Source organism: Cupriavidus plantarum (assembly GCF_905397285.1).
In the GTDB taxonomy this organism is placed as follows: domain Bacteria; phylum Pseudomonadota; class Gammaproteobacteria; order Burkholderiales; family Burkholderiaceae; genus Cupriavidus; species Cupriavidus plantarum.
On the sequence record NZ_CAJPUX010000006.1, the window covers coordinates 223,682 to 237,203 of the forward strand.

The 13,522-nt window shown below is 65.5% G+C and carries 11 protein-coding genes; 7 read left to right on the forward strand and 4 right to left on the reverse strand.

The features are described 5' to 3' along the window. The first annotated feature begins 129 nt into the window (after positions 1 to 129). On the forward strand, positions 130 to 2,850 hold the full coding sequence (locus KHP16_RS23515; protein WP_211961255.1) for a DNA topoisomerase III: 2,721 nt from the start codon (positions 130 to 132) through the stop codon (positions 2,848 to 2,850). 10 nt (positions 2,851 to 2,860) lie between these two features. Here the strand turns inward: KHP16_RS23515 and KHP16_RS23520 are convergent, their stop codons facing one another. Then, a complete protein-coding gene (locus tag KHP16_RS23520; protein WP_109582494.1) occupies positions 2,861 to 3,805 on the reverse strand; it encodes a LysR family transcriptional regulator in 945 nt (314 codons plus the stop codon). Between the two features lie 175 nt (positions 3,806 to 3,980). On the opposite strand from KHP16_RS23520, the gene KHP16_RS23525 reads away from it, so the two are divergent. Beyond that, entirely contained in the window at positions 3,981 to 4,169 is a 189-nt protein-coding gene (locus KHP16_RS23525) for a hypothetical protein (protein WP_115953981.1), read from the forward strand. A 96-nt stretch (positions 4,170 to 4,265) separates the two neighbouring features. Here the strand turns inward: KHP16_RS23525 and KHP16_RS23530 are convergent, their stop codons facing one another. The 3 genes from KHP16_RS23530 to KHP16_RS23540 all read right to left on the reverse strand — a co-directional run bounded on the left by KHP16_RS23530 (position 4,266) and on the right by KHP16_RS23540 (position 7,187). Next, entirely contained in the window at positions 4,266 to 4,700 is a 435-nt protein-coding gene (locus KHP16_RS23530) for a hypothetical protein (RefSeq protein WP_109582492.1), read from the reverse strand. A 194-nt stretch (positions 4,701 to 4,894) separates the two neighbouring features. Then, a complete protein-coding gene (locus KHP16_RS23535) occupies positions 4,895 to 5,089 on the reverse strand; it encodes a YbdD/YjiX family protein (RefSeq protein WP_006162283.1) in 195 nt (64 codons plus the stop codon). A 25-nt stretch (positions 5,090 to 5,114) separates the two neighbouring features. Further along, on the reverse strand, positions 5,115 to 7,187 hold the full coding sequence (locus tag KHP16_RS23540) for a carbon starvation CstA family protein (RefSeq protein ID WP_109582490.1): 2,073 nt from the start codon (positions 7,185 to 7,187) through the stop codon (positions 5,115 to 5,117). A 150-nt stretch (positions 7,188 to 7,337) separates the two neighbouring features. On the opposite strand from KHP16_RS23540, the gene KHP16_RS23545 reads away from it, so the two are divergent. The 5 genes from KHP16_RS23545 (at position 7,338) to KHP16_RS23565 (ending at position 13,455) form a co-directional block, all read left to right on the forward strand. Beyond that, complete coding sequence (locus KHP16_RS23545; RefSeq protein ID WP_109582489.1) at positions 7,338 to 8,774, forward strand: cache domain-containing protein; 1,437 nt, start codon at positions 7,338 to 7,340, stop codon at positions 8,772 to 8,774. Further along, positions 8,771 to 9,445: a response regulator gene (locus tag KHP16_RS23550; RefSeq protein ID WP_109582488.1), complete on the forward strand. Its 675-nt coding sequence runs from the start codon at positions 8,771 to 8,773 to the stop codon at positions 9,443 to 9,445. The genes KHP16_RS23545 and KHP16_RS23550 overlap by 4 nt, the downstream gene beginning before the upstream one ends. 377 nt (positions 9,446 to 9,822) lie before the next feature. Continuing rightward, on the forward strand, positions 9,823 to 10,872 hold the full coding sequence (locus KHP16_RS23555) for a TRAP transporter substrate-binding protein (protein WP_244836001.1): 1,050 nt from the start codon (positions 9,823 to 9,825) through the stop codon (positions 10,870 to 10,872). A 13-nt stretch (positions 10,873 to 10,885) separates the two neighbouring features. Further along, positions 10,886 to 11,548, forward strand: coding sequence for a TRAP transporter small permease subunit (locus tag KHP16_RS23560; protein ID WP_109582487.1), 663 nt, complete (start codon positions 10,886 to 10,888; stop codon positions 11,546 to 11,548). Next, positions 11,545 to 13,455, forward strand: coding sequence for a TRAP transporter large permease (locus tag KHP16_RS23565; protein ID WP_211961256.1), 1,911 nt, complete (start codon positions 11,545 to 11,547; stop codon positions 13,453 to 13,455). Before KHP16_RS23560 ends, KHP16_RS23565 begins: the two co-directional genes overlap by 4 nt. Positions 13,456 to 13,522: the final 67 nt, after the last annotated feature.

Sequence of the window (13,522 nt, forward strand, 5' to 3'; positions counted from 1 at the left end):
GCACGGCCGTCTGAGTCGCGCTTATTATTGGCGCCTCAAAGCCCAGGCACGCCACATATATAGTGTGCAGTGCATTTTCAAGAGGTGCTGGCTTCTCATTCATGAGGCCATGCCCGCAAGGACCGCTCAATGTCAAAAGCCCTCATCATCGCGGAAAAGCCGTCGGTCGCCGCCGATATCGCGCGCGCCCTCGGGGGCTTTACCAAGCACGACGAGTACTTCGAGAGCGACGACTACGTGCTGTCCTCGGCCGTGGGTCACCTGGTCGAGATCGCAGCGCCCGACGAGTATGAAGTCAAGCGCGGCAAGTGGAGTTTCACCAATCTGCCGGTGATTCCGCCCCATTTCGACCTGCGCCCCATCCCCAAGACCGAATCGCGCCTGAAGGTGCTCAACCGCCTGATCAAGCGCAAGGACGTGACCGCGCTGATCAACGCCTGTGACGCGGGGCGCGAAGGGGAACTGATTTTCCGCCTGATCGCGCAGCAGGCCAAGGCGAAGCAGCCCGTGCGCCGGCTGTGGCTGCAGTCGATGACGCCGCAGTCGATCCGCGACGGGTTTGCGAGCCTGCGCGAGGACATCGACATGATGCCGCTCGCCGATGCGGCCCGTTGCCGGTCCGAGGCGGACTGGCTGGTCGGCATCAACGGCACGCGTGCGATGACCGCATTCAACAGCAAGGGCGGCGGCTTCTTCCTGACGACGGTCGGCCGCGTGCAGACGCCGACGCTGTCCATCGTCGTGGAGCGCGAAGAGAAGATCAAACACTTCGTGTCGCGCGATTACTGGGAAGTCCACGCGGAGTTCATCGCCGCCGCGGGCCTGTACGAAGGCCGCTGGTTCGACCCCAAGTTCAAGAAGAACGAGTTCGATCCGGAGGCGCGCGAGTCGCGGCTGTGGAGCGAGGCCGAGGCGAAGAGCATCGTCGCCGCGTGCCGCGACAAGCCGGGCACCGTTACCGAGGAATCCCGGCCGTCCACGCAGCAGTCGCCCGCGCTGTTCGACCTGACCACGCTGCAGCGTGAGGCGAACGGACGCTTCGGCTTCTCGGCCAAGAACACGCTGGGTTTGGCGCAGGCGCTGTACGAGAAGCACAAGGTGCTGACGTACCCGCGTACCGATGCGCGCGCGCTGCCCGAGGACTATATCGATACGGTCAAGCAGACCATGGACATGCTCGCGGAGAGTTCGCCGAACTATTTCCCGCATGCCAAGAAGATCATGAAGAACGGCTGGGTCAAGCCGAACAAGAAGATCTTCGACAACAGCAAGATCAGCGATCACTTCGCCATCATCCCCACGCTCCAGGCGCCGAAGAATCTGTCGGAGCCCGAGCAGAAGCTGTACGACCTCGTCGTGCGGCGTTTCCTCGCGGTGTTCTTCCCGGCGGCCGAATTCCAGGTGACGACGCGGGTCACCGAGGTCGCGAGCCATCACTTCAAGACCGAGGGCAAGGTGCTCGTGAACGCGGGCTGGCTCGAGATCTACGGCCGCGAAGCGCAGGGCAGCAAGGAAGGCAAGGACGACGCGAAGGACAGCAAGGACGCGACGCTGGTGGCGGTAGCCAAGGACGAGAAGGTCCGTACCGACAAGGTCGAGTCCGTGGGACTGGCCACGCGCCCGCCCGCGCGCTACAACGAAGCGACGCTGCTGTCGGCGATGGAAGGCGCGGGCAAGCTCGTCGATGACGACGCGCTGCGCGAGGCCATGGCCGGCAAGGGCCTCGGCACGCCGGCGACGCGCGCGGCGATCATTGAAGGCCTGCTGACGGAGAAATACCTCGTCCGCGAAGGCCGCGAGTTGATCCCCACCGCGAAGGCGTTCCAGCTGATGACGCTGCTACGCGGCCTCGGCGTGCAGGAACTCACGCAGGCCGAACTGACGGGCGAATGGGAACACAAGCTGTCGCAGATCGAACGCGGCCGTCTCAAGCGCGATGAGTTCATGCGCGAGATCGCGCAGATGACGCAACAGATCGTCAAGCGCGCGAAGGAGTACGACAGCGATACGATCCCCGGCGACTACGCGACGCTGGACACGCCATGCCCGCAGTGCGGCGGCCAGGTCAAGGAGAACTATCGCCGCTTTGCATGTACCGCGTGCGATTTCTCGATCAGCAAGATTCCCGGCGGTCGTCAGTTCGAGATCGAAGAAGTCGAGGAGTTGCTGCTCAAGAAGGAGATTGGTCCGCTGCAGGGATTCCGCAGCAAGATGGGCCGGCCGTTCGCGGCCATCCTGAAGCTAGCGAAGGACGACGAAGGCCATTGGAAGATGGAATTCGACTTCGGCCAGAACGACGACGACAGCGATGGCGAGCCGATCGACTTCAGCGAGCAGACGCCTGTCGGCACCTGCCCGAAGTGCGCCGGCGCGGTCTACGAGCACGGCATGAAGTACGTGTGCGAGAACGCTGTGGGCAGCGCAAAGTCTTGCGACTTCACGAGCGGCAAGATCATCCTGCAGCAGGAGATCTCGCGCGAGCAGATCGGCAAGCTGCTGACCGACGGCCGCACCGATCTGCTGACGGGCTTCAAGTCGTCGCGCACGGGCCGCAACTTCAAGGCGTTCCTCGTCAAGCAGCCTGACGGCAAGATCGGCTTCGAGTTCGAGGCCCGCGAGCCGAAGGCGGGTGCCAAGGGTGCCGCGGCCAAACCGGCCGCGAAGACGTCAGCCAAGAGCGCCGCGAAGACCGATGACGAGGCACCCGCCGAGAAGGCACCGGTGAAGGCGGCGGGCAAGACCGCTTCCAAGACGGCCGCCAAGAAGGCCCCGCCTAAAACCGCCGCCAAGAAGGCTCCCGCCAAGACCGCCGCGAAGAAGGCCAAGGCCACCGCCGAGGTGGACGAGTAAGCGATACGGTTTATCGCCCCTCGCCGGAGAGCGCGCTAGCGCGCTTGTGCGCTTCCGCTTCCACCGCGCGTTGCTTGCCTTCCTCGAGCAGGAAGTCGATGAACGCGCGGACCTTCGTCGGCAGGAACTTGCGGCTGGGATAGACCACGCTGATATCGCGCCGCGGCAGCTGGTACTGCGGGAGGATATGGGTCAGCAGGCCCGCCTCGATATTGGGGCGCGCCAGATACGACGACAGCATCGCGATGCCCATGTCGGCCAGCGCGGCCTGATGGGCCAGTTCGGCGTTGCTGCACAGCAGGCCGGGGCGGATCGGCACGGTCACCTCGCCTTCGGGACCGGACAATGTCCACTCGTGCTCGGCGTTGGGCAGGCGCATGGCGATGCAGCGGTGATGAGTGAGGTCGTGCGCGTGCCGTAGCGGCGCGTGCTCGCGCAGGTAACCCGGCGACGCGCACAGGATGATTTCCGCGGAGATCAGCGGCCGCGCCACGAGATGCGATCCCAGTCCGAGATCGGACAGCATGACCGCGACGTCCCTGCCCTCTTCCACGATGTCCACGTTGCGGTCCGAGAGCAACACGTCGAACACCACATCGGGATACAGCCGCTGGAAGCGCGCGAGGGTATGCGGCAACAGATGGAGCCCGAACATCACCGGCGTGACGAGCCGCAGCGTCCCCGAGAGCGATTGGCTGCGGGCGGTGACCACCCCCTCGGCTTCCTCCACGTCTTCGAGGATCTGGTTGCAGCGCAGCAGATAGGTTTCGCCGGCGTCCGTCAGCGACAGGCTGCGCGTAGTGCGGTTGAGCAGCCGAGTGCCGAGGTGGCTTTCCAGATCGGCCACATAGCGCGTGACCACCGCATTGGACATTTCCAATTGCTGCGCCGCACGGGCGAAGCTGCCAAGCTCGACGACCTTGGCGAACACGCGCATCGATTGAAGCCGATCCATGACACAGTCTCCCGTTCCTACCGTGGACTTTTACACGATCTGCGTGATTTATTGTTGAAATCACAATCAATCATTGTGGATAGGCTTGTTTATGCATATCCGGGGAACGCCTAATATCGGCCCACCCGTGTGTCGCAGCGCAGCATGGCGACCGAACTTGTCCACAGGATCCCTCATGAAGCGCTTCGCCCTCATCCCCGCCCTCGTGCCTGCTTTCCTCCTGGCTCTTGCGGCCTCGCCCGCGTTCGCCAAGGCCGGCCAGTTCGACGTTTACACCGACGGCGCGAAGGCGGGCCAATTCGATGTGTTCACCGACGGCATGCGCGGTCAGTTCGACGTCTTCACGGACGGCGCGGCGCGCTGATCCGCACCCCGCCCGCCGTCGCGCGGTCGAAAAAAAAGGCCGTACCCAGTGGGTACGGCCTTTTGCTTTGGCGCGCGTCCTGACGGATCAGTCGGATCAGTCGTGACGATGGCGGCGATGCTTGCTGCGCTTGTAGTAGCGGCGATCGTCGTCATAGGAGTTGCTGCGCGATACGTTGCCACCCAGCGCCGCACCCGCCGCGCCGCCCAGACCCGCGCCCACGAGGCCGCCGGTCCGGCCGCCCACGGCGTTGCCCGCCGCGGTGCCAGCGCCGCCACCCAGTGCGCCGCCGATGATCGCGCCAGTGCGCTCGCGGCGATTCGACGTGAGCGCGCCACCGGCGCCACCGCCGACCGCGCCGCCGATCACGGCACCGGTGCTGCCGCCGAGGGCGCCACCGACTGCCGCGCCGGCTACGCCGCCGAGGCCGCCGCCGAGGGCATTGTTCAGGTCACCGCCTGCAAGGGCCGGCAGTGCGGAAGCCGAAAGAATCAGAGCCAGACTCAGGTTGCGAACGGTTTGGATAGACATCGTATTTTCCTTAATTGATTGTCTGGAACGGAGTGTAGATAAGGCGCTAAATCGTTGCTGTAACGGGGTGTAAGCCCTGTAACCCTGCCACAGAAACGTTGTTTCTACGCCGCTTTGCGTTTGGATGTCCACACAAAAAAACAACGGCGGCCCCCAAAGGCCGCCGTCTGGTCCACGAGAAGCCGGTTACCGGCTCAGCAACACTTGCCCTGCCCGCCGCCGTAGCGCGCCTCCTGACGCTCGCGGAAGAACGCCTCGTACGTCATCGGTTCGCGGTCCGGATGCGTGGCTTCCATGTGGGCCACGTACGTCTGGTAGTCGGGCAGGCCGACCATCAGCCGCAGCGACTGGCCGAGATAGCGGCCCATGGTGCCGAGTTGCTCGAGCATGGCGATTCTCCGGTCAGTGTTGCGATCAGTGCTGTGACGAGGCGGCCGCGGGAAGCGGTTCGAACGGCGTCTCGCGGTCGGTCGGGCGCGCGGCCTGGCGCGCCTGCAGCGCGGTCTTGAAGCCGTACGCGACGATCGACAGCACCACGAACATGAACAGCGCGCAGAGGCCCGCGTCGAGGTAGTCGTTGAAGACGATGCGGTGCATCTGCTCCATCGACTTGGCCGGCGCCAGCACCTTGCCTTCGGCAATGGCGTCGCTGAACTTGGCCGCGTGGGTCAGGAAGCTGACCTTCGGATCGGCGTGGAAAAGCTTCTGCCAGCCGGCGGTCAGCGTGCAGATGAGCAGCCACACGGTCGGGACCAGTGTGACCCACGCGTACTGGCCGCGCTTCATCTTGACCAGCACGCAGGTACCGAGCACCAGCGCGACGGCGGCGAGCATCTGGTTGGAGATGCCGAACAGCGGCCACAGCGTGTTGATGCCGCCCAGCGGATCGACCACGCCCTGGTAGAGGAAGTAGCCCCAGGCCGCGACCGTCAGCGCCGTGGCGATCAGGTTCGCGGGCAGCGAATCCGTGCGCTTGAGCGACGGCACGAAGCTGCCGAGCAGATCCTGCAGCATGAAGCGGCCGGCACGCGTGCCCGCGTCAACGGCGGTCAGGATGAACAGCGCTTCGAACAGGATCGCGAAGTGGTACCAGAACGCCATCATCGCCTGGCCGCCCACCACCTGATGCAGGATGTGGGCAATGCCGACGGCCAGCGTCGGGGCGCCACCGGCGCGCGAGATGATCGTGTGCTCGCCGACGTCCTTGGCGGTCTGCACCAGCACGTCGGGCGTAATCACGAAGCCCCACGTCGAGACGGCCTGCGCGACGGCTTCCGGCGTGGTGCCGATCACGGCGGCCGGGCTGTTCATCGCGAAGTACACGCCGGGCTCGATCACCGAGGCGGCGACCAGCGCCATGATCGCGACGAACGACTCCGCCAGCATCGCGCCGTAGCCGATGAAGCGCGCGTGCGATTCGTTCTCGAGCAGCTTGGGCGTGGTGCCCGACGAGATCAGCGCATGGAAGCCGGACACCGCGCCGCACGCGATGGTGATGAAGAGGAACGGGAACAGGTTGCCCGACCACACCGGACCGTTGCCCTGCGCGAACTGCGTGAACGCGGGCATCTTGAGTTCGGGCGCGACGATCACGATGCCGATCGCCAGCGCGATGATCGTGCCGATCTTCAGGAAGGTGGACAGGTAATCGCGCGGGGCGAGCAGCAGCCACACGGGCAGCACGGCGGCGATGAAACCGTAGATGATCAGCATCCACGTGAGCGCCTTGCCGTCGTACGTGAACAGCGGCGCGAGCGTGGCGCTTTCATGCACGTACTGGCCGCCGACGATGGCGAGCATCAGCAGCACGAAGCCGATGATGGACACTTCGCCGATGCGGCCCGGACGCAGGTAACGCGTGTAGATGCCCATGAACAGCGCGATGGGAATCGTCACGGCCACGGTGAACGTGCCCCACGGCGATCCGGCCAGCGCCTTTACGACGATCAGGGCCAGCACCGCGAGGATGATGATCATGATCATGAAGCAGCCGAACAGCGCGATCATGCCGGGCACCGTGCCCATCTCGGACTTGACGAGGTCGCCCAGCGAGCGGCCGTCGCGGCGCGTGGAGATGAACAGGATCATGAAGTCCTGCACCGCGCCCGCGAAGACCACGCCCGCGAGAATCCACAGCATGCCGGGCATGTAGCCCATCTGCGCGGCCAGCACGGGACCGACGAGCGGACCGGCGCCGGCGATGGCGGCGAAGTGGTGGCCGAACAGGACCGCCTTGTTGGTCGGTACGTAGTCGAGGCCGTCGTTATGGCGCCAGGCGGGCGTCATGCGCCGGGGGTCGAGCTGCATCACCTTGTCGGCGATGAAGCGGCTGTAGTAGCGGTAGGCGATCAGGTAGATGCAGATCGCGGCCACCACGATCCACAGCGCGCTGACGGCCTCTCCGCGCGACAGCGCGACCGTGGCGAAGGCAAATGCGCCGATGACGGCGACGGCCAGCCACATGAGGTGTTCCGAAATGCGATTCATGTGTGAAAGGTCTCCTCTTTTTACGGCGTGTAGTATTGTTACCCGCCCCCGCCCACACAAGCGCGTAACTACGCAGCGCGCCTGCGTAGTACTACGCAGGCCGACGATGGCACGCGGCCTTGCGGGCGTCGGTGTTTACCCCCGGTCTCCATGAAACTCCGCCAGAAGATCCTGTTACTAGCCGTTGCGCCACTTGCGGTGGCGATGCTCGGCATTGCGCTGGCCGTGCGCTATCAGGCCACCGCGCTGGCGCAGCACGAGCGGGCGCTGGTGGAGGCCGCGTATCTCCAGAGCAAGGAAATGGAGTTACGGCACTACGTGGAACTCGCGCAGAGCACCATCGCGCCGATGCTCCAGTCGGGCCGCAACGACGCGGCCACGCGCCAGGCCGCGATGGAGGCGCTGGCACGGCTCGACTACGGTCCGGACGGTTACTTCTTCCTGTACGACATGCAGGGCCGCAACCTCATGCATCCGCGCCAGCCGGAGCTCGTGGGGCAGGACTTGTGGCTCATGCGCGACCCGCAGGGCGCGCTGACGATCCAGAAGCTCATCGAGGCCGCTTCCAAGGGCGGCGGCTCCGTGCGGTACCTGTGGAAGAAGCCGTCGTCGCAGCAAGTGGCGCCGAAGCTGGGATACGTGGTGTCGGTGCCCGAATGGAACTGGATGGTCGGCACCGGTATCTACCTCGACGACGTCGAGGAGACGCTGCGCCGGCTGGACGCGCGCGCGGCCATCGATATCCGGGACACGATGGCGTGGATCGGCGTGATCGCGGCCATCAGTATCCTGCTGGTGGCCGCGAGCGGGCTGGCGCTGAACGTCAGCGAGCATCGCGAGGCCGATGCCAAGCTGCGGCAGCTCGCGCAGCGCGTGGTGCAATCGCAGGAACAGGAACGCGCGCGGCTCTCGCGCGAACTGCACGACGGCGTGAGCCAGTTGCTGGTGTCCGTGAAGCTCGTGCTGGAGACCGCGGCCAACCGGCTGCGTATCGCCCCGGCGGAGAGCGCGTCCGTCGTACCCGTGCTTGGCATGGCGCTGAACCGCCTCGATACCGTATTCAACGAAGTGCGCCGCGTCGCGCGCAACCTGCGTCCCGCGCTGCTCGACGACCTCGGGCTGCATGCGGCCCTGCAGCACCTTGCGCGCGAGATGCAGGAAGGCAGCACGCTGCAGGTCGACGTGACGCAGCATGGCACGCCGCGCGAGCTGCCCGAGGAACAGGCCACCGCGCTCTTCCGCATCGCGCAGGAGGCGCTGACCAACGTCGAGCGTCATGCGCATGCGCATCGCGTGTTCGTGATCCTCGATTTCGCGGCGGACGCCACCCGCCTCACCGTACGCGACGATGGCGCGGGCTTCGATGTCGCGCGCATGCAGTCGGATCCGAACCGCGGCATCGGACTGCGCAACCTGCGCGAGCGCATGGCCGCGCTCGGCGGCACGTTCGACATCTCGTCCGGGCTTGCCGGCACGCGGCTCGTGGCAACGCTGCCGCGCGTGGCTCTCGCGGGTGACGCTAGCGCGGGCGACGCCACCGCGGCCTCTTCCCTTTCCAAAGCCTCCACCGAACACCCGCTGTCATGACCGTGTTTCCGGATACCGCCGCGCCGGCGCGCGTGCTGCTGATCGACGACCACGCGCTCGTGCGCGATGGCATGCGCATGCATCTGACGCTGCAGCCTGGGCTGGAGGTGGTGGGTGAAGCCGACGACGGCGAGGCGGCATTGGCCTGGCTCGCGCGCGTGGACGAGGCACAGCGTCCCGAACTCGTGATCACCGACATCGGCATGCGCGGCATGGGTGGGATCGCGCTGGCGAGCGCGCTGCACGACCAGTATCCGGAACTCGCCGTATTGATCGTGTCGATGCACGACAACCTCGAATATGTACGGCAGGCCGTGCGCGCGGGCGCGCGCGGCTACGTGCTCAAGGACGCGCCAGCCGACGAACTGCTGGCGGCGATCCACGCCGTGCTCGCGGGCCGCGTGTTCTACAGCGCGCGCATCGCGCGCGCGATGGCGGAGCAATCGGGTAGCCCGCTTGACGCGCTCACGCCGCGCGAGCGCGACATCCTCAACGGCATCGGACGCGGTCTCGCCAACAAGGAGATTGCCGCGAATCTCGGCGTTTCCGTGCGCACGGTGGAGACGCATCGCCTCAACCTCAAGCGCAAGCTCGGCATCGAAGGCCGCGCGGGCCTCGTCAAATATGCAGTGCAGCAATTGGGCGCCGAACGCGAGAGCGGGCAGGCGTGAAGGGTATTCCCTACATTGTTGACGTGATGCGCGCTTCCTAAGATCAATACAACCAAAGGCCACGGAGATTGCCTTTAACGTCTCCACGCGCTGCTCACCCGCCGCGCGTCATGCGCCTCGCACCGATTCTTCCGTTCCATTGTTGACGTTTGCCGTCCGCGCTGGCGCATGCCCGCGCGGCACGCAGACGGCCAGGCATTTTGTCGTCGGTCCAACAGACAGGGGAGACAGTCATGGCAGCAAGGCGCAAGGGCAGCAAGGACGTTAGCGTGGGTACGGACACTGGCACCCGCGCCAACACGGGCAACGACGGGCTCGCAGCATCGCGGCGCGGATTCCTCGGAGGCGCGGCCGCGGCGGCCACGGGCGCGGCGACGCTGGGCTTTCCCGCCATCGTGAAGGCGCAGGGCCCCATCAGCATGCGGTGGCAGAGCACCTGGCCCACCAAGGACATCTTCCACGAGTTCGCGGGCGACTTCGTCAAGAAGGTCAACGACATGTCGGGCGGCGAGCTGCGCATCGAGCTGCTGCCCGCCGGCGCCGTGGTCAAGGCATTCGACCTCATCGACGCGGTCAACAAGGGCACGCTCGACGGCGGCCACGGCGTCATCGCGTACTGGTACGGCAAGAACTCGGCGCTGGCGCTTTGGGGTTCGGGACCGGCATGGGGCATGGACGGCAACATGCTGCTGGCCTGGCACAAGTACGGCGGGGGCAAGGAGCTGCAGGAAGAGATCTACCGCAGCCTGAATCTGGACGTGGTGTCCTTCATGTATGGGCCCATGCCGACGCAGCCGCTTGGCTGGTTCAAGAAGCCGATCACGAAACCCGAGGACTTCAAGGGCCTCAAGTTCCGCACGGTGGGACTGTCGATCGATATCTTCACGGGGCTGGGCGCGGCCGTGAACGCGTTGCCCGGCGCGGAGATCGTGCCGGCGATGGACCGCGGCCTGCTCGATGCGGCCGAGTTCAACAACGCCAGCTCCGACCGCGCGCTCGGCTTCCCCGACGTGTCGAAGGTCTGCATGCTACGCAGCTTCCACCAGTGCTCGGAGCAGTTCGAGGTGCTGTTCAACAAGAAGCGTTACGACGCGCTCTCGCCGAAGCTGCGCGCGGTCATCGCCAACGCCGTCGATGCCAGCTCCGCCGAGATGTCGATGAAGGCGATCGACCGCTATTCGAAGGACTATCAGGCGCTGCAGGAACAGGGCGTGAAGTTCTACGCGACGCCGAGCTCCGTGCTGCAGGCGCAACTGAAGGTGTGGGACGAGATCGTCGCGCGCAAGGAGAAAGAAAACCCGATGTTCAAGAAGGTCAACGAGTCGATGAAGGCGTTCGCGCAGCGCAGCACGCGCTGGCAGAACGACACCAACGTCGACTATCGAATGGCCTCCTCGTACTACTTCTCCACGAAGAAGAGCGGCTGACCGGAGCGGTCTCGTGCAAACACTGCTGCTGGGTATCGACAAGATCAGTACCCTCGTGGGACAGGCCGCCTCGTGGCTGATCGTCGGTCTTACACTGATGATCAGCTACGAGGTGTTCTCGCGCTACGCCCTCGGGACGCCGCACGCATGGGTCTTCGACGCCAGCAACATGCTGTACGGCGCGTTGTTCATGCTCGGCGGCGCCTACACGCTCGCCAAGCGCGGCCACGTGCGGGGCGACATCCTGTATGGCTTTCTGCAGCCGCGCGCGCAGGCCGCCATCGACCTCGTGCTGTATCTCCTATTCTTCTTTCCCGGCGTGATCGCGCTTGCGTGGGCGGGCCTGGATTTCTTCCAGGTGTCGCTCGCGCAGAACGAGCATTCGTCGATCGCCGCGGACGGTCCGCCGATCTATCCGTTCAAGGCCGTGATACCGGTGGCGGGCGCGCTGCTGTTGCTGCAGGGCGTGGCGGAGGTCATCCGCTGCGTGCTGTGCCTCATGGATGGCGACTGGCCGCGGCGTGAGGAAGACGTGGAGGAGGTCGACGTCGACAAGCTCAAGCAGATGGTGGGCAAGGAGGAGGTGCTGGCGAGTGCCGCCGACACTTCCGCCGACACTTCTGCGGTGCGCGCTCCCGGCACGAAGACCTCGGCACTGGAGAGCAACCCGCGATGAGAAAGGAACTGTGGTTCGGTATCACGCTGATGGTGCTGATCGTGGGGGCGGTCGCGTGGTTCATGCCCGCGCCGTCGATGTGGACCAACGGGCATCTCGGCTTGCTGATGCTCGCGCTGATCGTGGTCGCGATCATGCTCGGCTTTCCCACGGCGTTCACGCTGATGGGCATGGGCGTGCTGTTCGCGTGGCTGGCATACCGGCATGCGAATCCCGCCATCGCCGTGGAGCAGACGCTCGACCTGATGGTGCAGCGCGCGTACGCGGTCATGACCAACGACGTGCTGATCTCCATCCCGCTGTTCGTGTTCATGGGATACCTGGTCGAGCGCGCGAACCTGATCGAGAAGCTGTTCCGCAGCCTGCATCTGGCGCTGGCATGGCTGCCGGGCTCGCTGGCGGTCGCCACGCTGATCACGTGCGCGGTGTTTGCCACGGCGACGGGCATCGTCGGCGCGGTCGTCACGCTGATGGGGCTGCTCGCGTTTCCCGCGATGCTGCGCGCGGGATACAGCACGCAGTTGTCCGCGGGCGCGGTCACGGCCGGCGGATGCCTCGGCATCCTGATCCCGCCATCCGTGCTGCTGATCGTCTATGGCGCGACGGCGGGCGTCTCGGTGGTACAGCTTTATGCCGGAGCGTTTTTTCCGGGGCTGATGCTTGCCGGTCTCTATATCCTCTACGCCATCCTCATCGCGAAGATCAAGCCATCGCTGGCACCGCCGCTCGCGGCGGAGGATCGCGTCATCCCGCTCACGACATTCGCGGCCACGTTGCGCGATACCGTGAGCCGCCGGGCACTGCCCGCGCTGTTGGGAGCGCTCAAGGGCCGCCGCAATGCCGACGTGCCGATGGGCTACGTCATCCGGCAGCTCGGGGTGGTGCTGATGCCCGCGTTTGCGGTCGCCGTGGCCATGAGCCTGATGTATGCCGCCGTCACGGCGCCCAGGAGCGCTGGAAGCAGCGGCGGCGCGGTGGAGATGGGCGCGATCGCCGACAGCGAGCCATCGTCATCGTTCGATGAACTGCAGGCGCCGCCGAGCGAAGGCGAGACACTCGCGCCGCCCCCTGTTGCCACGCCGAAGCCCGCGACGCCGCGGGATGTGGCGTCGGCCGTGTCCGTGCCGGCGGCGCAGGCGGATGTCCCCGCAACGCCGGCGCCACGGTGGTTCTGGATCACGCTGGCCGTGGCCGCCATCGGGCTCGCGGTGTTCTACTGGTACTTCAACTTCGCGCGTCTCGAGATCTTCAAGCTGCTGTTGTCGTCGTTCTTTCCGCTCGCGGTGATGATCATCGCGGTGCTGGGATCGATCGTGTTCGGCCTCGCCACGCCGACGGAAGCCGCGGCGGTGGGTTCGCTCGGCGGTGCGTTGCTGGCCGCCGCCTATGGACAGCTGAACTACAACGTCGTGCGCGAGTCGGTGTTCCTCACCGTGAAGACGAGCGCGATGGTGTGCTGGCTATTCGTGGGGTCGTCGATCTTCTCGGCGGCGTTCGCGCTGCTCGGCGGGCAGGCGCTGGTCGAGGAATGGGTGCTCTCGCTGGACCTGACGCCCGTGCAGTTCATGATCCTCGCGCAGATCATCATCTTCCTGCTCGGCTGGCCGCTCGAATGGACGGAGATCATCATCATCTTCATGCCGATCTTCATCCCGCTGCTCGACAACTTCGGCATCGATCCGCTGTTCTTCGGCCTGCTTGTCGCGCTGAATCTCCAGACCGCGTTTCTCTCGCCGCCAGTGGCGATGGCCGCGTTCTATCTGAAGGGCGTGGCGCCGCCGCACGTAACCCTGAATCAGATCTTCGTCGGCATGCTGCCGTTCATGGGGATTCAGCTGATCGCGCTGGCGCTGCTGTATATCTTCCCCGGCATCGGGCTGTGGTTACCCGAAGTGCTGTACCGCTAAACAAAAAGGCCTCTCCCGAGGGAGAGGCCTTTGTCATGGCTGAGGCTGAGGGGGAGGCGGTTCGGGA